We start from the raw sequence: 22,573 nt of genomic DNA, 5'->3' as shown, positions 1-22,573 counted from the left end.
CCCTACCTCCCGGCGACCCGGCCCACGGCGAGCGCGAAGCTGCGCCCGCGGTGACCGTAGTCGGTGAACATGTCCATCGACGCGGCGGCGGGGGCGAGCAGCACGGTGTCGCCTCCGGTGGCCATCCGCGCGGCCTCGGCGACCGCCCGGTCCATCGTCTGCTGCGGCTCGTCGGGAGCCGCCGCACCGTCATCGTCCCCCGAGGCCAGCTCCACGACGGGCACCCCCGGCGCGTGTCGGGACAATGCCTCCGCGATCCGCGCCCGGTCGCGGCCGATCAGTACCACCCCGCGCAGGACGTCCGCCACCTCCGCCACCAGGGGGTCGACATCGGCGCCCTTGAGCAGTCCGCCGGCGAGCCACACCATCATCCCGCCCGCGAGCAGCGACGTGCGGGCCGCATGCGGATTGGTCGCCTTGGAGTCGTCCACATAGCGGACCCCGTCCACCATGTCGACCAGCTCCGCGCGGTGCGCGGCGACCGTGAACCCCCGGAGTCCGGCGGCGACGTGCTCCGCCTCAGCCCCCACCGACATCGCCACCGCCGCGGCGGCGAGAGCGTCGAGTACGCCCGCGGGTCCCGGCGGTCGGACGTCCACGGCCGGCAGCAGTGGCACCATGTCGTCGGCCCCGCGGTCACCGATCCGCGCGGTGAGGACACCGTCGACCACCCCCAGCTCACCGTCACGGGGTGCGCCGAGGCGCACCCCGATCCGCGTGGGCGCGGGCGCCTCCTCCAGTAGTCGGGAGGCGATCGGGTCGTCGTTCCCGGCCACCGCCACCCGCCCGGTGAGGACGCGGGCCTTGGCCGCGGCGTAGGCCTCCATCGACCCGTGCCAGTCCAGGTGGTCCTCCGCGACGTTGAGGACCACCCCCACGTCGGGTCGGCAGCTCGGCGCCCAGTGGAGCTGGAAACTCGACAGTTCAGCCGCGAGCACCTCGACCCTCGGCTCGGCGAGCAGGACCTCCGTCACGGGCAGGCCGATGTTGCCGCACGCCCGCACGGCCATGCCCGCCTCCCGGCAGATCGACTCGAGCATCGAGGTGGTGGTGGTCTTACCGTTGGTACCCGTCACCGCGAGCCAGGTCCGCGGCGGCCCGAACACCCCGGCCGCATCGGCCCGCCAGGCCAGTTCCACGTCCCCCCACAGCTCGAGGCCGGCCTCGGTGGCGGACAGTAACAGCGGGGAGTCGGGCCGCCACCCCGGGCTCGTCACCACCAGGTCGATCCGCCCGGAGCCGGTGTCGGCAATCATCTCGGCCGCGCGATCGAGGCCGACGCCGGTACAGCCCACCCCCTCCGGGAGCGAGGCCTGAAGCAGCGCGACGGCGTCCGGTCGCGAGTCCGCCACCACGGGCTCGGCGCCGAGCGCGTGGAGTATCCGGACCGCCCCCGGGCCGGACACCCCGGCGCCGAGGACCAGGACGCGGGCTCCGGTGAGATCGCGGATGCCGAGACCCCGCGCGGTCGCTCCGGTCCCTGTCGTGCGGCGTGCTGTCGCCTCGTGCTCTCTCATCTCCCGCTCTGTCACGTCCGTCACCCCGATGTGCTCGCGAGCCAGTCACCGTAGAACAGCGCGATCGCCAGGCCGCAGGAGATGGCCACGAGGAGCCAGAACCTGATGGTGACGGTCGTCTCGGCCCACCCGCCGTTCTCGAAGTGGTGGTGGATGGGAGTCATGCGGAACGGACGACGGCCGGTGGTGCGGAACGCCGCGACCTGGATGAGGACCGAGACGAACTCGATCACGAAGACCGCGCCGACGACGACCATGAGCAGCTCGGTGCGCGAGACCACCGAGACGCCTGCGACGATGCCACCCAGGAACATCGACCCCGTGTCGCCCATGAAGATCTTGGCCGGGGCGGCGTTCCACCACAGGAAGCCCAGACACGCCCCGAGCGAGGCGGAACACACCACCGCGATGTCGAGTGGGTCACGCACCTGGTAACACCCGGACAGATCCACCCCCTCCGCGGTGGAGAAGCACGAATACCGGAACTGCCAGAAGCTGAACACGACGTAGGTGCCCATAACCATGGCCATCGACCCGGCGGCCAGCCCGTCCAGGCCGTCGGTGAAGTTGACCGCGTTGGACCAGCCGTAGACCAGGATCACGATGAAGATCAGGAAGACGACCACCGGGAAGGTCACGGCGACGAAGTCGCGCATGTAGCTCAACGAGCGGCTGGCGGGGGTCAGCCCGTCGTCGTTCCGGAAACCCAGGACCAGGATGCCGAACGCGAGAGCCGCGAGCACCTGGCCGACGGTCTTGGACAGGATGCCCAGACCCTTGTTGTGCCGCTTGAACACCTTGAGGCCGTCATCGATCATCCCGACCGCCGCCAACGCGGTCGCCAGCCCGAGAATGAGCAGACCGGAGGCCGTGAATCCCCCGCCGCCCACCGTCACCTGTCCCACCAGCCCGGCCACGATGTAGCCGAGCCACACCGCGGCGAGGATCGCGATCCCGCCCATGTTGGGGGTCCCGCGCTTGCTCATGTGGGACTGCGGGCCCTCCAGCCGGATCTCCTGCCCGAAGCCGTGTCGACGGAAGTAGATGATGAGCACCGGGGTGAGGAAGATGCTCACGACGAAGGCGACGATGCCCGCGACCATGATCTGGGTCATTCGGACATCTCCTCACCACGCGTCGCGAGCACATGCTCCGCCACGCTCCACAACCCCACTGCCGCAGAGGCCTTGACCAGCACGATGTCCCCCGGCTGCAGCTGTTCGTCCACGAGGGCGCACGCCTCCTCGGCGGTCTCGACGTGCACCGCCTCCGACCCCCACGACCCCTCCTGCACCGCACCCTGGTACAGCGCGCGCTGCGGTCGACCCCGGCCGACCACCACCAGCTGGGACACGTCGAGGCGCACGAGGAACCGACCGATGAGATCGTGCTCCCTCACCGATTCCTCGCCCAGTTCGGCCATCTCGCCCAGGATCGCCCAGGTCCGACGGTGGCCCCCGCCCGCCCGCGCCATCACGGCGAGCGACCTGAGCGCCGCCCGCACCGAATCGGGGTTCGCGTTGTAGGAATCGTTGATCACGGTGACGCCGTCGGCGGTCACCCGCACGTCCATGCGGCGCGCGGACGCGGCCCGCGCGGTGCCGAGGGCGCCGGCGATCGTCGAGACATCCATCCCGCAGGCCAGGCCCACCGCGGCGGCCGAGAGGGCGTTGCCCACCTGGTGTTCACCGTGGACCCGGAGGGCCACGTCGGCCTCGCCGTCCGGGGTCACCAGGCGGAAGGAGGCCCGGACCTCGTCGTCCACCCGCACGCCCTCGGCGCGGAGGTCTGCGGACGGGCCGGATCCCACCGTCACGACCTCGGCGGAGGTCCGCCCGGCCATGCCCAGGACCCGTTCGTCGTCGGCGTTGAGCACCGCGACCCCTCCATGGGCCGCATCCGGCAGGGCCTCGACCAACTCACCTTTCGTGGCGGCGATGACGTCGCGCGACCCGAACTCACCGAGGTGCGCGGTCCCCACGTTGAGCACCACCCCGATCCTCGGGGGCGCGATCTCCGCGAGCTCCCGGATGTTGCCCGGCGCTCGCGCACTCAGCTCGAGCACCAGGAAGTCGGTGGACTCATCGGCGCGGAGGGCGGTCCAGGGGTGGCCGATCTCGTTGTTGAACGATCCGGGCGGCGCGATGACCGTCCCGGCGGCGGAGAGGACAGCCCCGATGAGGTCCTTGGTGCTGGTCTTGCCCGAGGAGCCGGTGATCCCGACCACGACGAGCCCGTGGTCGGCGACCAGCCTGTCGACGCTGGCTCGTGCCAGGGCTCCAAGTGCCGCGAGCACCGCCGCCCCGGACCCGTCGGAATCCGCGGCCAGGGCCATGGCGTTGGTGACGCGCCGGTCGACGGGGGGCACCACGATCTGGGCACCCCCCGCCCCGGGGACGTCGGTGACCTCGCGCGCGACCAGAGCGGCCGCCGCCCCGGCCTGCAGAGCGCGGCCGACGAACTCGTGGCCGTCGACCCGCTCGCCGGGCAGGGCGAGGAACAACCCGCCGGGGTCGATACGACGGGAGTCGAACTCGACGGAACCGGTGACCGCGGTCGAGGGGTCACCTCCGACCAACCGCCCGCCGACGATCTCGGCGATCTCGCCGAGGGTGAGGTCGATCATGAGGTGTTGTCCTCCGTCCGGACCGATGGGTCGGTGTATTCCATGCGTCTGATGAGCTCCTCGGCCGCGCGGGTCCGGTCGTCGAAGGGGAAGACCACTCCCTCGATCTCCTGCCCGGTCTCGTGGCCCTTGCCCGCGATCACCACCGCGTCGCCGGAGCGGGCCCAGTCGATCGCCGCGGCGATCGCGGCTCCCCGGTCCGCTATCTCCTCGATGCCGGTCCCCTCGCCGGCAGCGGCCTCGGCACCCGCACGAACCGACGCGCGGATCGCGGCGGGGTCCTCGCTGCGCGGGTTGTCGTCGGTCACCACCACGAGGTCCGCGACCTCCGCGGCCGCCGCACCCATGAGAGGTCGCTTGCCCGGATCCCTGTCCCCGCCCGCGCCCAGGACCACTGCGACCCGTCCCCGGGTCTGCGCACGCACGGACCTCAGGACCGCGGCGACCGCGGCCGGTTTGTGGGCGTAGTCCACGAGGACGCGGAAATCCTGCCCACGGACGACCGGCTCGAGGCGCCCCGGCACCCGCACGCTGCTCAGTCCGGCGGCCGCGGCCCGAACATCGAGACCGAGGGCGTCGACGATCGCGAGTGCGACGAGCGCATTGGTCACGTTGAACCGGCCGAGGAGCGGTAGATCGACCTCCACGGTCACCCCGTGCGGCCCCCACGCGGCGAACGCCTGCCGATCGTCGTCGGTGGTCAACGCCTCGCCCGCCGTCCAGTCGGCGGACCCGCGGGGATCGGCCGAGACGGTCACCGCGTCCGGTCGGGCCGCCAGCAGTCGTCTCCCCCAGTCGTCGTCGACGACGATCACGGCCCGCTCGGCGGGCCGCACCGCGGAACCCGGGTCGGCGTCGGAGTCGAACAACCGGGCTTTGGCCCGGAAGTAGTCCTCCATGCTCGGGTGGAAGTCGAGATGATCCTGGGAGAGATTGAGGAAGGCGCCGACGGCGAACCGTGTCCCGTCCACCCGACCGAGCCGCAACGCATGGCTGGAGACCTCTGCGGCGACGGCGCGGGCACCCCCGGCTCGCATCTCACTCAGCAGCGACTGGAATTCGGGCGCTTCAGGAGTCGTGAGACTGCTCGGCAGGTGCCGTCCGCCCACCCTGCTGCCAGTGGTGCCGATGAGTCCCGCCACGAGGCCACAGCCCTCGAGCGCCGCCTCCACGAGATAGGTCGTCGTCGTCTTGCCGGACGTCCCGGTGATCCCCACGACGTCCAGGTCAGCAGAGGGGTCACCGACGACGGCCGCCGCCACCTCGCCCAGAACGGACCGGGGTCGCGGGTGCACCAGCACCGGGACGCGGTCGGCCACGGGACCCATCAACTCCAGGCCCTCGGTGTCGGTGAGTACGGCCGACGCGCCCGCCTCGACCGCCGTCGCGCAGAAGGAGGCGCCGTGGATCCTCGACCCGGGCAGCGCGGCGAAGAGCGTGCCGGTTCCCGCGTCTTGGGCCCGGATGGTGGCGCCGGTCAGCTCCGCGTCGGCTGCCGCCCTGTCACCGAGGAGGCTCGCCTGCACCGCGTCAGCCAGCTGTGCTGCTGTCGTCATCGCCTGTCCTCGACCCGCCTCTCGTTCTCCGTGACCCCTCGTGAACCCGCTACACGCTACCTTGCCGGTCGCGCGTCACTGCGCCTGCAGGATCAGGTCCGCCGCGGGGGCGGACGGCGGGATGTTGTCCCGGTTGACCAGCCACGAGGCGATGTCGTGGAAGAGGGGCGCGGCGGATGCGCCGAGAGTGCCGCGCTGTGGAGCGTCGAGCATGATCGAGATCACGTACCTCGGATCGTCGGCGGGCAGGATGCCCGAGAAGGTGATCCAGTACCGCGAGTTGGAGTAGCAGGCGCACGAGGGGTCGATCTGCTGGGCGGTGCCGGTCTTCCCGCTGATCTGGTACCCCGCCACCGCGGCCTGGGGGCCGGTTCCCGCCTGTGCCCCCGGGCCGGACTGGACGACCGAGCGGAACATGTCACGCACTGTGCGAGCGGTCTGCTCGCTGACCACCCGCTCTCCTTCCGGTCGATCGGCCTCGTGGACCTCACCGTCCGGGTCCACCCGCTCGGCGACGATCCGTGGCGGCACCCGGACCCCGTCGTTGGCGATGGCCTGGTAGATGCCCGCCATCTGAAGGGTGGTCATCGACAACCCCTGCCCGATGGGCAGATTGGCAAAGGTTCCACCCTGCCAGTTCTGCAGGTCGGGTACCAGACCGTCAGACTCGCCGGCGAGTTCGATGCCCGACCGCTGACCCAGCCCGAATTTCCGCAGGTACTCAGAATACGATTCCTTGCCGACGCGCTGCGCCAGCATGAGAGTCCCGACGTTCGAGGACTTCCCGAAGATTCCCGTGGTCGTGTAGGGCGTCGGCCCGTGCTGCCACGCATCGGAGACGGTCACCCCCTCCATGCTGATGCTCCCGTCCACCGAATGGACCTCGCCCGGGTCGGTCAGTCCGGCCTCGATCGCCGCGGCGGCGGTGATGATCTTCTGCACCGAGCCGGGCTCGAAGGGCGAGGTGATCGCCGGGTTGCCGAGGTCCGCCCCGCGCTCGAGCTCGGCGCCGATGCCCACCGCGGGGTTGAAGGTGTTGTCGTTGGCCATCGCGCGGACCTCTCCGGTCTCGGAGTCCAGCACGACCGCCGACGCGCTCTGCGCACCCGAGGAGTCCTTGGCGGACTGCACGGCCTTCTGGACGTGCCACTGCAGGTCCGCGTCGAGCGTCAGACGGATCGTGTCACCGTCTCGTGGGGCCGAGACGTTCCGCAGGGTCCCCGGGATCACCGTGTCGTCCTGGGCACGGTCGAAGGTCTGGCGGCCGTCCTCACCGTCGAGCTCGTCGTTGAAGGACGCCTCGATGCCCTGTAGACCGATGAGCTTCCCGTCGTCGCTCTTCGACGTGGCTCCCACCACGTTTGCCGCGAGGGCTCCGCCCGGGTACTCGCGGATGTCCACCCGTTCCGCACCGATCATCGGAAACTTCCTGGTGATGGCATTGGCCTGGGTCACGTCCACGTTGCGGACGAGGTAGGTGAAACCACCCTCGGAGGTGAGTTTGGCCTCGATCTCCGACCGGTCGATCTTCTCCCCCAGCACGGACTCGAACTCGTCAGCGATCTGCTCGACCAGCTCGCCCCAGGTGGGGTTGGTGCGGTTCAGTTCCCTGCGCGCTTCGGCGTTGCGTTGCTCGACCAGCGGCTGGATGGACAGGTCCCGGGCCTCGCGGGTGAACGCGATCGGGTCGCCGTGGACATCGACGATCGCGCCGCGGGTGGCGGGGAGCACCTGGTGGACCTGTCGTTGGCTCTCCGCGCGTGCCGCGAGCTCGGTGCCGCCGATCGTCTGGACCCACAGCAGCTTGACCAGCGCTATCACCATGATGACGGCGAAAGCTGAGCGCATCCACGTGAACCGCCGGTCCGTCGAGTCGGCGGTGAGGACCCTGCCGGACCGGGTGGGCGGCCGACCGTCGTCCGAGCGGCCGCCGCGAGATGCCCCCGAAGGGACCCGCGGGCCCTGTCCCGGATTGCGTCGATCGGTCATCGAGGGGCCTTTCGCAGGTCGTGTCGTCAGTAGAGCGGGCCGGGGACCGGCGCGAGTGTCGCGACCTCGCCACCCGGGGCCGGCACGGGGGCCGGGGGATCGGGGGCCACAGCGGGAGCCGGGCCGGAGGGCTCTTCCATCGGGGCCGGCGGTGCGGCCGGGACCGGGCGACCCGCGAGAGGTGGATACGGGACGGGAGCGACCCCGCGGGGAGTCCTGTCCTGCGGCACCTGCGCGGGAGGTGCGTCGAATCCGCCCCGCTCGGGCGACGTCGACGGTTCGGACCCTACCGGAGCCGGCTGCAGCGGCCTGACCGGCGCGCCGAGCGTCGCCTCGGGCTCGCCGACCACCTCGATCACACCGTCCGACCCCCTGGTGAGGATGGGGGCACTGGCGACCCCGACCATTCCGAGCTTCTCGGCGCGCTGCGCCAGTACCTCCGCCGACCGGGCGCGCTCGTTGGACGCCCGGAGCGCCTCCATGCGCTCGACGAGCTCCACGTTGGCGTCGCGCGCGTTCTTGAGGTCGTAGGTGTCCTGCGTCGTCTGCGCCGACAGCAGGAGAGTCCCGCCGACGCCCGTTCCGATGAGGAGGAGCATGACCACCACGAAGGGGATCCGACCCGCCAACTCGGCAGGACTCAGTCGTTCCGCGGGGACGACCACCGTCCTGCGCCCCCGCACCGAGCGGGTGACCGGCTTACGGCGCAGGCCCACCGCCCCGACGCCCGGGGGCCGCCCGGTCGGGGCGGTGGGCGCGCGCCGGGTATCTGAGCTGTCGGCGGGATCCGCCGTGTCGATGGTGCTCGTCATGGGGTTCTCCCGTCGATACGCCGGACGCATCGCACCCGGACCGAGGCCGAGCGCGGGTTGTGGTCGATCTCGGACTGTGACGCCTTCTCCGCCCCGCGGGTCACGGACTCGAACTCGGGGCCGTGCCCCGGCAGTTCCACCGGCAGTCCGGCCGGGGTGCGCGAGGCGGTCCGGAGGGTGAGTTCCCGCTTGACGATCTTGTCCTCGAGCGAGTGGTACGCCATGAACAGCGCCCGCCCGCCACGCCTCAGGAGGTCGAGGTACCCCGGTACCGCGTTCTCCACCGCCTCGAGCTCGGCATTGACCTCGATACGCAGGGCCTGGAAGACGCGCTTCCCGGGATGCCCGCCGGTGCGTCGTGCGCCCTGGGGAATGGTGTCGTAGAGGAGTTCGACGAGCTGGGCGCTGGACGAGATGGGATCGGTCTCCCGGCGACGCACTATGGCGGAGGCGATCTGTCGCGCGAACCGCTCCTCGCCGTAGACCCTGAAGATCCTCGCGAGATCGTCGCGCGGGTAGTCCGCCAGGATGTCGGCGGCGGTCGGCCCCGTGGTGGGGTCCATCCGCATGTCCAGCGGCGAGTCGACCGAGTACGCGAATCCCCGCTCTGCCACGTCGAGCTGCATGGATGAGACACCGAAATCGAGCAGCACCCCGTCGATCGCGGGCCCGGCGTCGTCCCTCGACTCCGCGGGAAGACTGCTCACGATCAGGTCGAGATCGTCGAACCGGGCGTGCACGGGAGTGAACCGGTCCCGGAACGCGGTGAGCCTCCGGGTGGCGATCTCGAGGGCGTCCGGGTCGCGGTCGACCCCGACGACCCGCAGGTCGTCGAATGCGGCGAGGAGGTGCGAGGTGTGTCCGCCCAAGCCCAACGTGCCGTCCACGATCACCGGCCTGCGGCCCGCTGTGGCGGCGGCGTCGACGACTGGCCGGAAGAGTTCGAGGGTGCGGTCGAGGAAGACGGGGACGTGGCCGAACCGGGCCGCGGCGCGGTCGGAGCCGGGCTCTTCCGCCATGTCGCCTCCCTCCCGTCCGGATGCCATCGGCTCTCCGGTTGTGGTGGAGCCCCCTGGTCCCCGTCCGGTACCCACCTGGCGTTGGGGAAGTACGCCAGGGTGGTGCCGGGCAGGGGCCGGGGGGCTCCGTCCGTCGTGCTCTCGTGCTGTCCACATGCCGTGCTGTCGAAATGCGCTCTCGACAGTGCGTTCTCGACCCCGGCGATCAGAATTCGATCCCCAGGGATGTGCCCTCCATCTCGGAGAACACGGGGAGGTTCTCCGCGCTGTAGCGGTCCCAGGCGTCTGCATCCCAGACCTCGAGGCGTTCCCCCAGGCCGTTGACCACGCAGTCCTTGCCGAGGCCCGCGTAATTTCGCTGACTCACCGGGATGGAGATCCGCCCCTGTGAATCGAGTTGTTGAACCTCCGCGCCACTCACCAGGAGCCGGAAGAACGCCATGTGCCTCTCGCTGAGGTTGGCGGTCGGCCGCACCTTTCTGACCAGCGCGTCGAACTCGCGCTCCGGGAAGACCGAGAGCGTGTTGGTGAACCACCCACACACCACCACCCCGTCCGACAGGCCTGGCCTGAACCTGGCGGGGATCGTCAGCCGTCCCTTGTCGTCGAGCTTGGGACGGTGCGTCCCGTACCCGACGAAGGCTCGTTCGCGCTCGGAGTCGTTGGGGTCGGTGTCGGTCACCCGCCACCTCCTGGGATCAGGCCCCTTCGAGCTCCTCGCATCCCCCACTGTACCCCACAATGCCCCACAAACAAGGCCTGCGCCCCACTTCTCCCCACCTTGGGAAGTCTTTGCAGTTCAGACCGCGCAAGAGCGGGACAACTCCGCTACCGGAACCTAACGTGGCGCACCCACACGGACGCATTTCCGGTGGTTGTCTGTGGTTTATGTGACTCGAGCGCATCCGTGGGATTACCGGACGGATGCTGGTGGGGCAAAGTGGAGAGCAGGGGCGCGAGTGGTGGGGACGGTCGTCGCCAACTCGCCCGCCGGACTCTCGGATGACATCGAGTAGGACGGTCGCCGAGACACGTGCGGAGCCACAGGAGTGGTTCGTCGCCAGAGAGGCGGAGCGGAGCGGGCCGGCGCTCGGAAGCGGGCCGATACCTCGGACACCGCTACCTCAGGAGCGGGCCCGAACCTCGCAAATAGGAGGGAGGGGCGAGCGCCGATGCGCTCGCCCCTCCCCGGAGCTCGTCAGACGTCGTGGTTACTGCTCGAACCGACGGCGGAAGCGGTCTTCCATGCGAGAAGAGTAACTCTGGCCTTCCGCCCCCTTGGAGGACGACTTCCCCGCACCCGGTACCCGGGTTCCACCGGAGGCCGCGGTCGACGACCCCGTGGAGGGCGCCGAACGAAGAGCCATCACACCGGCCGCGAACATCACGAGGAAACCCACCAGACTGAGGACGGGAAAACCGCCGGGCTTGAAGTCGAGCGCCAGCCCGCCCACTAGGAGCGCGACCCCCACGAGACCGAGGACCACTACTACACCGGCGGGTCGCCGACCACCGGCCCCACCGGTCTTTCGAACAGACGACGCGAACTTGGGGTCGTCGGCGTAGAGCGCATTCTCGATCTCGTCGAGCATGCGCTGCTCGTGCTCGGACAGGGGCACTGCGACCTCCTCAGAACGCTCGTGCTTACGAGCTCGGCCGGCTCGGCCGTGTGACGTGGACAGTCTACGGGGATCGGCCGGTCGAGGGTTCCTCCCATCATACGAGCGCAACGCGGTGGTGACCACCGCGATTCCGCGTGACGACGGGAAGCCTGCCCCACCCGTCGTCCACGGCGTCACGCCGCCGGCCCCAGAACCCCCAACCGCTCGTCCACCAGGTCCAGGAATCGGCCGACCGCCCAGAGGAAATCGTCCGCCATACGGTGTGAGACGTCGCGGGGCAGACCGTCCTCCACGGCGGCGGCGAGGGTCGAGTAACCGCCGAACGCGGAGGCCCATTCCGCCAATTCGGGCACTTCCGCGGCGAGTCTGTGCCAAACATCGGAAGGTCCACGACGACGCGGCCCCGGGGACACGAGCGCCGCCGCCGCCGACCTCGCCGCGCGGTACGACTCGAGAAACCGGTCGGCGGGGGACGTCGCGGCCACGGCCCGGCCCCGGTGGATCTCGGCGCGCTCCGCTCGACCGAGGAACCCGACGGCACCCCCGGCTGGCGTACGGACCGGCGTTCTCGAACCCATCTGCCCTGCACCTCCCCTTCTGCGGCTCACGGTATCGGCGGGGTACGACACAATCCCGGTCGCGAACGCGCGCACGTGATGAGATGGGGTGGATGGACACCGTGATCACCAGCCTGGACGCCGGCGAGTTCCGAGACCGACTGCCCGAGGCGCTCGGTGTCTACGTCGACGCCATGGGTTACCCGCCCCAGGTGATCCGATCCCGGGCCCCCGCGTGGATGGAGCACAGTCACCGAGACGGGTGGTCCGGGGTCGCGGCCTTCGAGTCGCCGCGTCGACGGTTTCTCGGTCACGCCCGTGGGCCGCTGGTGGCCATTTGTTATGGCTACCGGGGCGCCCCTGGTCAGTGGTGGTACGAGCAGGTCGCCCGGGGCCTGAGTGATCAGGGTCGACAGCTGCCGACGGATTATGTCGAACTGACGGAACTCCACGTATCCCCCCGTTATCAGGGGCGCGGGATAGGGACGGAGCTGCTCCGCCGCTTCCTGGCGGACCGTACGGAGCGATCCGTGCTGCTCTCGACCCCCGAGGTCCCCGAGGAGGCCAACGGGGCGTGGCGGCTGTACCGGTCGCTGGGCTTCTCGGATGTACTCAGGGCCTACAGGTTCGAAGGCGACGCCCGGCCCTTCGCCGTACTGTCGCGTCCGCTCCCCCTCACCCAGCACGGAGGCTCGCGTGAACAACCGTCATGACGTCGTGGTGATCGGATCCGGTCACAACGGACTCATCTGCGCCGCGTATCTCGCGCGGTCCGGCCTCGACGTCCACGTGGTGGAGAAGGACACGGTCCTGGGCGGTGCCACCTCCACGGTCGAGCGCTATCCCGGCCACCGCACGGATCGTGGGTCGTCAGCGCACCTGATGATCCGACACACGGGTATCCCGGAAGAGTTGGACCTCGCCGCTCACGGCCTCAGGTATGTGGACTGTGACCCGTGGGGATTCGCCCCCGCCCCGCCGGGCAGCGACGACCCCCCGATCGTCTTCCATCGCGACCTCGACCTGACCTGCGCGAGTATCGCCGCCGCCTGCGGCGAGACGGATGCGCGCGCGTACCGCGGATTCGTCCGCCGGTGGGGGGTCCTGGCCGGACGGATGATGAAGGGGTTCGGCGTCCGTCCCACGGCGTCCCGACTGGGAGCGGCGTTCCTCGGTCGGGACGATCTCCGGGATCCCTTCGGCGCGGTCCAGACCTTCCTGTCCTCCGGCGACGCCCTGCTCGACCAGACCTTCACGTCCGAGCGGCTGAAGGCCGCCCTGTCCTGGTTCGGCGCGCAGTCCGGGCCACCGATGTCCCATGCCGGCACCGCGCCGATGATCGGCTTCGCGGCGCTCATGCACCAGACCCCTCCCGGCCGTGCGATCGGCGGGTCGGGCGCGCTCGCCGACGCGCTCGTGTCCGCCGTCCGTGCCGCTGGTGGATCGGTCACCGCGGGTGCAGGAGCGACGGCGATCCGCCGCGCGGGGTCCGGGTGGCGGGTGGAGACCGCGGGGGGCCGGTCACTGCACTGTTCGGCCGTCGTCGCGGCCTGTCACGTCCACACCACGCTCGACCTCCTCTCCCACGAACTCCCCGCGGCGAGACTCGACGCCTGGCGCCGGAGGATCCGCCCCGGGTTCGGGCTGGGGATGGTCGTCCGGCTGGGCACGACGGATCTGCCGCGTTACCCGGGAGTGCCCACGACGACCAGTTCGCACGGGCTGCAACTGCTCGTGACGGACCGTCGCCGACTCGACCACCGGTACGGGGTCGCCGCGGCCGGACGGCTCGACGCGGATCCCGCCGTCCTCGCGATGAGCTTCAGCTCGCTCGACCCCTCGCTCGCGCCGGCGGGCCGGCACGAGCTCACACTGTGGTCGCAATGGCACCCACGGCATCTCGCGGACGGGCGCTCCTGGTCGCAGGCGGGTCCCGGGGAGGCGGACCGGATCATCGCGGCCGCGGAGCGCTTCGCGCCCGGGCTCACCGACTCCATCGTCCACCGCCATGTCCAGACCCCTCAGGACCTGGAGACCGAGCTCGGCCTGATCGGGGGCAACGTGATGCACGTGGAGATGTCCCTCGACCAGATGCTCCCCATGCGACCCCACCCGGATCTGGCCGGACACACCGTCCCCGGCGCCGACGGCGTGTTCCTCGCGGGCGCCTCCACCCATCCCGGCGGCGGCGTCATCGGCACGAGCGGCAGGACGGTGGCACGTCTCGTCGGTCGCCGACTCGGCACGTCGACGCGGCGTCGGCTCCGCACGCGGGCACAATGACGACCGTGATCGAACCGAGCGGCACAGCGACCAACCCCGTGACGGCCCCGCGCTCCCCCGCGGGCCGCCGGATCGTGGGCGTCACCGCCCTGGTGACGATGCTGTTCGTCCTCACCGGGTGTCTCCAGCTGAACGCGCAGATGAGTGTGCGGAAGGACGACACCGTCTCGGGTCGCATACTGGTGGCCGGTGACCAGCCGGCGCAGACGGCGGCGCTGGACCGGCTGTCGACTCCGTCCGGCCTGGAGCAGAAGGTGCGGATCACCGCCTACTCCGCGGACGGCTTCACCGGCAGGGAGATCTACTTCACCCAGCTGACCTTCGCGGAGGTCGACGCGTTGTCCCTGGCCATCGAGGTCGAGGGCGCCCGTCCCTACACCCTGGGGTTCCGGCGGAGCGGCGACACGGTGTCATTCACGGGCTCGGTGGACCTCTCGGGGATCCCCGCGGACCGCGCGGAGTCCGCGACCACGCGTGTGGACCTCACCTTCCCCAACCGTATCGGCGAGACTAACGGCACGCTCGGTGGGGGCAACTCCGTGAGCTGGACGCCGGCGCCGGGCTCCATCACCCGGATGCAGGCGTCCTCGTCCTACCCGGATCCCGCCACCCGCGGGTTCGCGGTATGGATGATCGTCGGGATCGGCGCGGCCCTGCTGGTGTCGATCGGGACGATCCTCGCCGCCCGGACCTCCCGCGCCCGCTCGGACCGCCTCGTGCGCTGACCCGCCCGGGCCCCCGCGACAGCGCGGGCACCCGCGACAGAACGGAGCGGGCGGTGTCAGACCCCGCTCGCCACCACGTCCGGCGACGGGACCATCGAGAGATTGGCCAGCACCTCGTGGGTGGCGCGGGAGAAGTTCAGGGTGTTGAAGTGCAGGCACGGCACGCCCTCGGCGATCAGGCGCTCGCAGAGTTCCGTGGCGAACTCGATCCCCACCTCACGCACCGCGGCACGGTTCTCCTCGGGGCCGTCCCCCGCCGCCGTACGCAGCCTGTCGGACAGTCCGTCCGGCAGTGCGCACCCGGACAGCTCCACCATGCGGCGGACCTGACGCAGGCTCGTCACCGGCATGAGCCCGGGGATGACCGGTTTGACGGCCTGCTCCGGGTCCGCGGACTCCAGTCGATCCCGCAGGCGCAGATAGTGCTCGACATCCCAGAACATCTGAGTGATCGAGTACTCGGCGCCGGCGCGGAGCTTGTTGAGCAGGATCTCGGTGTCGTGATCGAGGTCGCGCGCCCGGTAGTGACCCTCGGGGAAGGAGGCGACGCCCACGTGGAGGTCACCGACCTCGTGGATCAGTCGGACGAGCTCCTCCGCGTAGTGCAGACCCTCGGGATGCGGCGTCCAGTCCCCGAGCGGGTCACCGGGGGGATCGCCCCGGAGCGCGAGGATGTTGGTGACCCCCACGTCGGCGTACATCTGGATCATCTCGCGTAGTTCGGCGATCGAATGGCCCACTGCCGTCAGGTGCGCGATGGGGACCAGGTCGGTCTCCCGGACCACCCTCTCCACCACCTTGACGGTCCGGTCGCGGGTGGAGCCGCCCGCACCGTAGGTGACGGACACGAACGCCGCCCCCAGTTCGGAGAACACCGAGGCAGCGCGCCACAGACGGGCCTCCGCGGCCTCGTCCCGGGGTGGGTAGAACTCCACGGAGAACGGCACCCTGGGGGTGCGCGACGAGGCGATGCGGTCCACGATGCTCGGGTGTCGGTCGCCGCCCGCCGGTACGAGGTGGGGTAGCTGGGTCACCGGACCAGGGTAGCCCGACACGCGCCGGTCCCGACCCCCGCCCGGCGACTAGGATCACGGTCACGAGGGCTGCCGGGCGGCGGCGCCCCGAAGGGATGGTGACCGTGGTCACGGCGACTCGTCCGGACGACGCGCAACGGGTGCTCGGCGCCCTCCGCCGCCATCTCGACGAGCGGCGGCGGGTGGTGTCAGGGGTCGACGACCGTGTCGACGCCCTCGCGGGACGGTTGTCGGACTTCGTCCTCAACGGCGGCAAACGGATCCGACCCCGTTTCGGCCTGGCCGGGTGGTCGGCCGCGAGCCCGGCGGACGCGACGGTCCCGGATGAGATCCTCACGGCCTGCGCCGCACTCGAGTTGATCCAGGCCTGCGCCCTCATCCACGACGACATCGTGGACGCCTCGGACACCCGTCGCGGCCGACCGACGGTCCATCGTTCGATCGAGGCGACACACCGCGACCTGGGATGGTCCGGAGACCCCGCCCGGTACGGCGTGTCGCAGGCGATTCTCGTCGGGGACCTCGCACTGGCCTGGGCGGACGAGATGTTCGTGACCTCGGGCGTCGACCCCACCGCGCTCGGCCGCGCACTGGAGCCGTGGTACGCCATGAAGACCGAGGTGCTCTCGGGGCAGATGCTGGACATCCTCGCCGAGTCCTCCGGTGCGACCGACGAGGAGACGCCGGCCCGGGTCAACCGCTTCAAGACGGCCGCATACACGGTCGAACGGCCCCTGCACATCGGTGCCGCGCTCGCCGGGGCGGAGCCGGGCACCGTCACGGCGCTGCGCGAGTTCGGGGTGGCCGTGGGGCAGGCGTTCCAACTCCGTGACGACATGCTCGGCGTCTTCGGTGATCCGGAGGTGACCGGCAAGCCGTCCGGGGACGACCTCCGAGAGGGCAAGCGGACCCTCCTGCTCGCCCGCGGTACGGCGCTGGCGCCGACCGGGGAGGCGGAATTCCTGCTCTCGGTCCTGGGCACCGATCTCGACCCCGCCGATCTCGAGCGCGCGCGCCGGATACTGGTGGACTGCGGTGCGGTGGCCTCCGTCGAGGCGGAGATCGACACCTTCACGGTCCGGGCCCTGGACGCGATCGGTTCCGACGCGGTGAGCGAGCACGGTCGGGTCACACTCCGCGCCCTGGCCGAGGCCGCCACCCGTCGACGGTCGTGACGGTGGCGCCTGATCCCACCCCGGGGGCCGTCACGTCCCACGAGTCGGATCCGTCGGTGCCGACGCGCGCCGCCCGCTCGCTCACCTCTTCTGCGCGCTCGGCCCTCACCGGGCCCTCCGGTCCCGCGCTGTACCGCGGGATGCTCGGGTCCGCACTCCTGACGCTCGGGGGTTTCGGCGCCGGGGCACTGCCGGTGGACGGCGGACCCGCCGTCGCCGTCGGACTGCTCGGGTTCACCTTCGGTCACGGTGAGATCCTGGCGCTGACGCTGTGCTGGATCGGGATCGCGCTGCTCTTCAGCGGCTGGCTCGCGCTGGGACCGCGGGCGCTGTCCGGTCGGCTCCCCACGCGGGACGCGGTGTGGGCCACTGCGCTGTGGTCGCTTCCGACACTGCCCGCGGTGCCGATGTTCAGCCGCGACGCCTGGTCGTACCTCGCCCAGGGGGCGATGACCGCCGCGGGCGTCGATCCCTACGAGTTCGGTCCCGAGGCCAACCCGGGCGCGTTCTCGGACGAGGTCAGCCCCGACTGGCAGTCGACCGCCACTCCGTACGGACCGCTCCACCTGCTGCTCATGAGGGGCGTGGTGGCCGTGTCCGGCGGCCACCCGGCGGTGGGGATCGTCATCCTGCGCGTCGCGGTGTTGTCCGCACTGGCCGCACTGACCGTTCTGCTCGTCATGGCCGCTCGCCGGACCGGCGTCGACGCGGCGGCCGCGGTCTGGTTGGCGTGCGCGTCGCCACTCGCCGTGATCCACCTGGCGGGCGGGCTGCACAATGAGATCTTCCCGCTCGTCGCCTGCCTCGGGGCGGTCGTCCTCACCCTCGACGGTCGCGTGACCTGGGCGGGGGCGGCGATCGGGATCGCAGTGGCCTTCAAGGCGACCGCCGTGATCGTGGCCCCGTTCCTGCTGTGGATCACGCTGTCGCGACGCCGCGACGACCCGGCTGTCGCCAGACCGACGCTCAGGGCGCTCGGCGACACGGCGCTGGCCGCGGCGGTCGCGATGGCCGTGCTCGGGCTGACCACCCTCGGGTCCGGTACCGGAGTCGGATGGTTCGACGCGATCGCCGTGTCCGACAGGGTGATCAACTACCTCAGCGCACCGACGGCGGCAGCGCATCTCATCCACGCGGTCACCGACTCCCCCGGGTTCGAGGACGTGCTGGCGGTGGCACGACAGGTCGGGCGGGTGGTCCTCGCCGTGGCGCTGGTGGCCGTGTGGTGGCTCCATCGCCGGGACCGGAGGACGGCGCTGCGGGGAATCATGCTGGCGCTGCTGGCCTTCGTCGTACTGAACTCGCTCGCCTGGCCCTGGTACTACGTGTGGGTGGCCGCGTTCTGGGTTCTGGCGAGGCCGGGGCCACGAGCCACCACCGCCGCGGTCGGAACGACCGTGTTCCTGGTCATGGCGATAGGACCCAACGGATCGACCAGCCTCTACAGCCCGGTGCTCTCCGGGGTCGCGGTGCTCGCCTCCCTGGCGGTGGCCGGGTGGTGGTGGCGGGCCACCAGCGGGATCAGAACGCCATCGCCTGAGCGCGCCGGATGACCTCCCGGGCGCGGTGACCGTGGAGTGCGTCCGCGGGCCGACCCGGCAGGCTGTCGTCCTCCGTGAAGAGCCACCGCAGGATCTCCTCGTCGCGGTAGCCGCCGTCCCGCAGGACCGAGACGAGACCGGGCAGGAACCGCACCACCTCGTCGTCGTCGTCCAGGAAGACCGCGGGGACCACCACCACGCCGCCACGCTTGACGGCGATCAGTCCCCCCTCACGCAGCAGGTCGTGTACACGGGTGACCGGGATCCCCAGTCGACTCGACACCTCGGGCAGATTGATCGTCTCGATGTCCCCGGGCAGGACGTCATCACAATGCGGAACGGTACTCACGGCGACCACGTTAGTCCCAGCGAGGCCCGGCGGTCACCACCGCGGGGACCCCTGCCGGGCGCGCCGCCCGGTCGCATGCCGATATCGCGACGCCGGCGGGCAGAATGGACTCCATGACCACTCACGACGGGCAGCTTCCAGGGCCGGGCACGGTGCTCGACGGGCGCTACCGGCTCGACGCCGTGATCGCCCGTGGCGGGATGTCGATCGTCCACCTGGCCACTGACGAACGGCTCGACCGTCACGTCGCCGTCAAGTTGTTGGATCCCGCCCTCGCCGGAGATCGGGCCTTCGTCGACCGGTTCACCCTCGAGGCCCGCTCGGCCGCTCGACTGTCCGACCCGGGCATCGTCCAGGTCTTCGACCAGGGGGTCGAGGGGGACACCGCCTTCCTCGTCATGGAACTGGTCCCGGGCGGGACCCTGCGCGAGCTCCTCGACGAGCGCGGACCCATGCCCCCCTACGCGGCCGCCGCCGTACTGCGCCCACTGCTCGGCGCTCTGCGCGAGGCTCACGCGGCCGGGTTGGTGCACCGCGACATCAAGCCCGAGAACGTCCTCATCTCGACGACCGGTGCCGTCAAGCTCGCCGACTTCGGCCTCGTGCGTGCGGTGGCCGAGTCCAGAGCGACCTCCCGGAGTGTCGTGATGGGCACCGCCGCCTACCTCTCCCCCGAGCAGATCTCCGGAACCGACACCGATGGACGCTCCGACCTCTACTCACTCGGCGTCCTCGCCTACGAGATGCTCACCGGGGAGCCCCCGTTCAGCGGGGACAACTCGATCGCCGTGGCCTACCGTCGCCTGGACACCGACGTCCCCGCCCCGTCCGACCAGTCCGATTCCGTGGCAGAGGACCTCGACCACCTGGTCCTCCGGGCGACGCGCCGCAGCCGCGAGGACAGGTACCCGGACGCGGCGGAGATGCTCGACGACCTCGACCGGGCCGCCGAGATCGGACGTTTCCCCACCTACGTCGTCCCCGCACCGCAGCAGTCGTCCTGGTCCAGGGCCCGGGCTGCCGCCGCCCGATCGGCGCCCGACGGCGCGGCGGAGTTCGACGCCGCCGATCGCGAGAGCGGTGAGGCGCTCGGCCGCGGCGACGGACCGGTGCCGACGCGGGTGCACACGAGGGTGGGCCTCGACGCGGCCCCTCCGCCCCCGCCCGCCGGGACCCACCATGCCCGGGGTGAGGTCGAACCGCTCGCCGACCGGGCGCCTGTCCGTCCGCGCCGCAAGCTCGGCCTGCTCTGGCTGCTGGTCGTGCTCGCACTCGCCATCGTGCTGGCCGTGGCCGGATGGTGGCTCGGGTCCGGCCGATTCGTCACCGTCCCGGCGGTGCAGGGGATGTCGGTGGGCCAGGCCACAGACGCCGTGAACGCGGTCGGGTTGGCGGCCACCACCCGTGACGCGTTCAGCAACGACGTGCCCCGGGCGGGACTGGTCGGAACCGACCCCGAGGCGGGGGCCCGCGTCCCCCGCGGTGACCCGGTGGCGGTCCTGGTCTCCGTGGGACGGCCGGTCGTGCCCGAGGTGGGCGCCGGACGCGACGTCGACACCGTCTCGGCCCTGCTGCGGGAGAACTCGCTCGAACCGGTCCGCGGCGGGACCGAGCACTCCGACTCGGTCCCGGTCGGGCAGGTGGTGGCTCTGGAGCCACGGTCCGGGACCACCGTCGACGTGGGGACCAGGGTGTCGATGGTGACCAGTTCGGGACCGGCTCCGGTGAGCGTCCCCGATGTCGCGGGCCTCGAGGAGGACCAGGCCCGGGCCGCGCTGGAGGGATCCGGGCTCACCGTGTCGGAGGTCCGCCGGGTCTACGACGACGAGGTCGACGGCGGGCTCGCCGTGGGCACAGACCCCGACGTCGGATCGGACGTGGCCCGTGGGGACGGCGTGACGCTGCTGGTCTCCAACGCCCTCACCGTCCCCGACATCAGGGACGTACCGGTGGACGAGGCCACCGACGTACTCACCAGGGCCGGTTTCACGATCGTCCGCCAGCCGCCCGTCACCGACCGCCGCATTGCCGACGGTCGGGTGGTCAGCACCGACCCCCCCGCCGGCCGGAGGCTGGATCCCGCCAACGCCGTGCTGCGGATCGTCCCGTCCGACGCGGTGACCGTCCCCGTCGTCCTGGGGGCCCGGGCCTCCGACGCCCGGCAGACCCTCCGCGACGCCGGGCTCGAGCCCGTCCTCGACTCGGGGTCGCCGGGCGGGATCGTCTACGGCCAGAACCCGCTGCCCGGGCGGGTCGTGGCCCGGGGCAGCGAGGTCGAGATCGACGCACTGGGCTGAGTCCTCCGGACCCGAGGCCCCCCGGGCCCCGTCAGGGACCCGGTCCGGACGCGGCTCAGTGGCGGAGCATCTCCGCGACCAGGTAGGCCAGTTCGAGAGACTGCTGGGTGTTGAGTCTCGGGTCGCAGGCGGTCTCGTACCGTCCGGCGAGGTCGAGATCCGAGATGTCCTGGGCGCCTCCCAGACACTCGGTCACGTCCTCGCCCGTGAGCTCGATGTGGATCCCGCCCGGGTGCGAACCGAGCGCGTGGTGGACCTCGAAGAAGCCCTGGACCTCGTCGATGATCCGGTCGAAATGCCGGGTCTTGTAGCCGTTCGACGTGGAATGGGTGTTGCCGTGCATCGGGTCGCACTGCCAGATGACCTTGTGGCCCGACGCCTCGACGGCCTGAACGATCGGTGGGAGGGCGTCCCTGACCTTGTCGTTGCCCATACGGGAGACCAGGGTCAGACGCCCGGGTCGGTTGCGCGGATCGAGTTTCTCCACGTACTCCACCGCGAGTTCCGGGGTCGTGGAGGGGCCGATCTTCAGTCCGATCGGGTTCTCGATGAGCGAGGCGAAGGCCACGTGGGCGTCGTCGATCCCGCGGGTGCGCTCCCCGATCCACAGGAAGTGTGCCGAGAGGTCGTACAGCCCCTGCTGCGCGTCGCCCGTGAGTCCCGTGCCGTCGTCGGCCAGGCGTAGCATCGCGCGCTCATAGTCCAGGACCAGCGCCTCGTGGGAGGAGAAGATGTCCGCCGACCGCAGGTTGTGGTCGGCGACCCCACAGGCGTCCATGAACCGCAGGCCGCGATCGACCTCCGCGGCGAGGGCCTCGTATCGCGCGCCCGCAGGGGAACCGGCGACGAACTCCATGTTCCATTCGTGAACGCGGTGCAGGTCCGCCGTCCCCGACGCCGTCAGCGACCGGACCAGGTTCATGGCCGCGGCGGCGTTGGCGTAGGCCCGGACCAGTCGGGACGGGTCGTGCTCACGAGTGGTCTCGTCGGCGTCGAACCCGTTGACCATGTCCCCGCGGTAGGACAGCAGGCCGGTGGCGTCCCGATCGGCGGAGCGCGGCTTGGCGTACTGGCCGGCGATCCTCCCGACCTTGACCACCGGCATGGAGGCGCCGTAGGTCAGGACCACGGACATCTGGAGGAGCGTGCGGATCACGCCCTTGATGTGCGGCTCGGTGTTGGCCTCGAAGGTCTCCGCGCAGTCCCCGCCCTGGAGGAGGAAGGCGCGGCCGTGCGCGACGTCGGCCAACCGGTCCGAGAGGTGCTCGACCTCCGAGGCCACACAGATGGGGGGCACACTCTCGAGGACCTTGCGCATCGCCGCAGCGTGATCGGGATCCCACGACGGCTGCTGCAGCGCGGGTCGCGACAGTGCGTCCGCCAGCAGTCGATCGAGGTCCGCCGAGAGCGGGGGGAGGTCGGGAAGCTGCGCGATGTCGACGTCGACTGTCCAGTTGCTCACCCGGCGAGG

Annotated in this window: 19 protein-coding genes; 6 read left to right on the top strand and 13 right to left on the bottom strand. The window is 71.0% G+C overall.

The window, feature by feature from the left end:
- Positions 1-2: 2 nt before the first annotated feature.
- From murD to CT688_RS06400, 10 genes are all read right to left on the bottom strand, one after another.
- On the bottom strand, positions 3-1,541 hold the full coding sequence (gene murD, locus CT688_RS06445) for a UDP-N-acetylmuramoyl-L-alanine--D-glutamate ligase (RefSeq protein WP_107756215.1): 1,539 nt from the start codon (positions 1,539-1,541) through the stop codon (positions 3-5).
- Entirely contained in the window at positions 1,538-2,632 is a 1,095-nt protein-coding gene (gene mraY, locus CT688_RS06440; RefSeq protein ID WP_107756214.1) for a phospho-N-acetylmuramoyl-pentapeptide-transferase, read from the bottom strand. Before mraY ends, murD begins: the two co-directional genes overlap by 4 nt.
- Positions 2,629-4,143 (bottom strand): UDP-N-acetylmuramoyl-tripeptide--D-alanyl-D-alanine ligase, encoded by a 1,515-nt coding sequence (gene murF / locus CT688_RS06435; protein ID WP_107756213.1) that lies wholly within the window; start codon positions 4,141-4,143, stop codon positions 2,629-2,631. Before murF ends, mraY begins: the two co-directional genes overlap by 4 nt.
- Positions 4,140-5,699: a UDP-N-acetylmuramoyl-L-alanyl-D-glutamate--2,6-diaminopimelate ligase gene (locus tag CT688_RS06430; RefSeq protein ID WP_107756212.1), complete on the bottom strand. Its 1,560-nt coding sequence runs from the start codon at positions 5,697-5,699 to the stop codon at positions 4,140-4,142. The genes murF and CT688_RS06430 overlap by 4 nt, the downstream gene beginning before the upstream one ends.
- 75 nt (positions 5,700-5,774) lie before the next feature.
- Entirely contained in the window at positions 5,775-7,688 is a 1,914-nt protein-coding gene (locus tag CT688_RS06425) for a penicillin-binding protein 2 (protein ID WP_156607151.1), read from the bottom strand.
- Positions 7,689-7,714: 26 nt separating this feature from the next.
- Positions 7,715-8,500, bottom strand: coding sequence for a hypothetical protein (locus tag CT688_RS06420; RefSeq protein ID WP_107756211.1), 786 nt, complete (start codon positions 8,498-8,500; stop codon positions 7,715-7,717).
- Positions 8,497-9,519, bottom strand: a complete 1,023-nt coding sequence (rsmH, locus tag CT688_RS06415) for a 16S rRNA (cytosine(1402)-N(4))-methyltransferase RsmH (protein ID WP_107758055.1) — start codon at positions 9,517-9,519, stop codon at positions 8,497-8,499. Before rsmH ends, CT688_RS06420 begins: the two co-directional genes overlap by 4 nt.
- A gap of 205 nt (positions 9,520-9,724) precedes the next feature.
- Positions 9,725-10,201 carry a division/cell wall cluster transcriptional repressor MraZ gene (locus CT688_RS06410; RefSeq protein WP_107756210.1) on the bottom strand — a complete coding sequence of 159 codons (477 nt, stop codon included), beginning with the start codon at positions 10,199-10,201 and terminating at the stop codon, positions 9,725-9,727.
- A gap of 529 nt (positions 10,202-10,730) precedes the next feature.
- Positions 10,731-11,138 (bottom strand): DUF3040 domain-containing protein, encoded by a 408-nt coding sequence (locus CT688_RS06405; RefSeq protein WP_107756209.1) that lies wholly within the window; start codon positions 11,136-11,138, stop codon positions 10,731-10,733.
- Between the two features lie 176 nt (positions 11,139-11,314).
- Positions 11,315-11,719, bottom strand: coding sequence for an SAV_6107 family HEPN domain-containing protein (locus tag CT688_RS06400; protein ID WP_107756208.1), 405 nt, complete (start codon positions 11,717-11,719; stop codon positions 11,315-11,317).
- A 92-nt stretch (positions 11,720-11,811) separates the two neighbouring features.
- On the opposite strand from CT688_RS06400, the gene CT688_RS06395 reads away from it, so the two are divergent.
- Genes CT688_RS06395 through CT688_RS06385 form a run of 3 tightly spaced genes read left to right on the top strand, consistent with a single transcriptional unit; the run spans position 11,812 to position 14,706 of the window.
- A complete protein-coding gene (locus tag CT688_RS06395) occupies positions 11,812-12,411 on the top strand; it encodes an N-acetyltransferase (RefSeq protein WP_107758054.1) in 600 nt (199 codons plus the stop codon).
- Entirely contained in the window at positions 12,395-13,981 is a 1,587-nt protein-coding gene (locus CT688_RS06390) for an NAD(P)/FAD-dependent oxidoreductase (RefSeq protein ID WP_107756207.1), read from the top strand. The genes CT688_RS06395 and CT688_RS06390 overlap by 17 nt, the downstream gene beginning before the upstream one ends.
- Positions 13,978-14,706 (top strand): DUF3153 domain-containing protein, encoded by a 729-nt coding sequence (locus tag CT688_RS06385; RefSeq protein WP_107756206.1) that lies wholly within the window; start codon positions 13,978-13,980, stop codon positions 14,704-14,706. Before CT688_RS06390 ends, CT688_RS06385 begins: the two co-directional genes overlap by 4 nt.
- Before the next feature lie 56 nt (positions 14,707-14,762).
- Here the strand turns inward: CT688_RS06385 and metF are convergent, their stop codons facing one another.
- Complete coding sequence (metF, locus tag CT688_RS06380; protein ID WP_197431479.1) at positions 14,763-15,740, bottom strand: methylenetetrahydrofolate reductase [NAD(P)H]; 978 nt, start codon at positions 15,738-15,740, stop codon at positions 14,763-14,765.
- A 95-nt stretch (positions 15,741-15,835) separates the two neighbouring features.
- On the opposite strand from metF, the gene CT688_RS06375 reads away from it, so the two are divergent.
- Together CT688_RS06375 and mptB are read left to right on the top strand one after the other, a co-directional pair.
- Positions 15,836-16,915: a polyprenyl synthetase family protein gene (locus tag CT688_RS06375; protein ID WP_107756205.1), complete on the top strand. Its 1,080-nt coding sequence runs from the start codon at positions 15,836-15,838 to the stop codon at positions 16,913-16,915.
- 2 nt (positions 16,916-16,917) lie between these two features.
- On the top strand, positions 16,918-18,468 hold the full coding sequence (gene mptB, locus CT688_RS06370; protein ID WP_231750531.1) for a polyprenol phosphomannose-dependent alpha 1,6 mannosyltransferase MptB: 1,551 nt from the start codon (positions 16,918-16,920) through the stop codon (positions 18,466-18,468).
- Here the strand turns inward: mptB and CT688_RS06365 are convergent.
- Positions 18,437-18,805 (bottom strand): Rv2175c family DNA-binding protein, encoded by a 369-nt coding sequence (locus tag CT688_RS06365; protein ID WP_182613127.1) that lies wholly within the window; start codon positions 18,803-18,805, stop codon positions 18,437-18,439. The two genes, mptB and CT688_RS06365, sit on opposite strands and share 32 nt — an antisense overlap.
- 104 nt (positions 18,806-18,909) lie before the next feature.
- Here CT688_RS06365 and pknB point away from each other — a divergent pair, with 104 nt between their 5' ends.
- Positions 18,910-21,102 carry a Stk1 family PASTA domain-containing Ser/Thr kinase gene (pknB, locus tag CT688_RS06360; protein ID WP_107756203.1) on the top strand — a complete coding sequence of 731 codons (2,193 nt, stop codon included), beginning with the start codon at positions 18,910-18,912 and terminating at the stop codon, positions 21,100-21,102.
- Between the two features lie 55 nt (positions 21,103-21,157).
- Here pknB and CT688_RS06355 read toward each other — a convergent pair whose 3' ends face one another.
- The gene (locus CT688_RS06355; RefSeq protein ID WP_107756202.1) at positions 21,158-22,564 is read right to left on the bottom strand and encodes a class II 3-deoxy-7-phosphoheptulonate synthase; all 1,407 of its coding nucleotides are present in this window, start codon (positions 22,562-22,564) and stop codon (positions 21,158-21,160) included.
- Positions 22,565-22,573 lie beyond the last annotated feature (9 nt).

It is taken from the genome of Dietzia sp. JS16-p6b, from assembly GCF_003052165.1.
Taxonomy (GTDB): Bacteria; Actinomycetota; Actinomycetes; order Mycobacteriales; family Mycobacteriaceae; genus Dietzia.
Note: the sequence above shows the minus strand (reverse complement) of the source record. Positions and strands in the feature narration are given on the sequence as shown.

Coding starts and splice junctions, on each gene's coding strand:
- CT688_RS06420 (WP_107756211.1), bottom strand. CDS start 8,500: ATGACGAGCACCATCGACACGGCGGATCCCGCCGACAGCTCAGATACC.
- rsmH (WP_107758055.1), bottom strand. CDS start 9,519: ATGGCGGAAGAGCCCGGCTCCGACCGCGCCGCGGCCCGGTTCGGCCAC.
- CT688_RS06385 (WP_107756206.1), top strand. CDS start 13,978: ATGACGACCGTGATCGAACCGAGCGGCACAGCGACCAACCCCGTGACG.
- murF (WP_107756213.1), bottom strand. CDS start 4,143: ATGATCGACCTCACCCTCGGCGAGATCGCCGAGATCGTCGGCGGGCGG.
- CT688_RS06375 (WP_107756205.1), top strand. CDS start 15,836: ATGGTGACCGTGGTCACGGCGACTCGTCCGGACGACGCGCAACGGGTG.
- CT688_RS06425 (WP_156607151.1), bottom strand. CDS start 7,688: ATGACCGATCGACGCAATCCGGGACAGGGCCCGCGGGTCCCTTCGGGG.
- CT688_RS06395 (WP_107758054.1), top strand. CDS start 11,812: ATGGACACCGTGATCACCAGCCTGGACGCCGGCGAGTTCCGAGACCGA.
- pknB (WP_107756203.1), top strand. CDS start 18,910: ATGGACTCCATGACCACTCACGACGGGCAGCTTCCAGGGCCGGGCACG.
- CT688_RS06430 (WP_107756212.1), bottom strand. CDS start 5,699: ATGACGACAGCAGCACAGCTGGCTGACGCGGTGCAGGCGAGCCTCCTC.
- CT688_RS06400 (WP_107756208.1), bottom strand. CDS start 11,719: ATGGGTTCGAGAACGCCGGTCCGTACGCCAGCCGGGGGTGCCGTCGGG.
- mraY (WP_107756214.1), bottom strand. CDS start 2,632: ATGACCCAGATCATGGTCGCGGGCATCGTCGCCTTCGTCGTGAGCATC.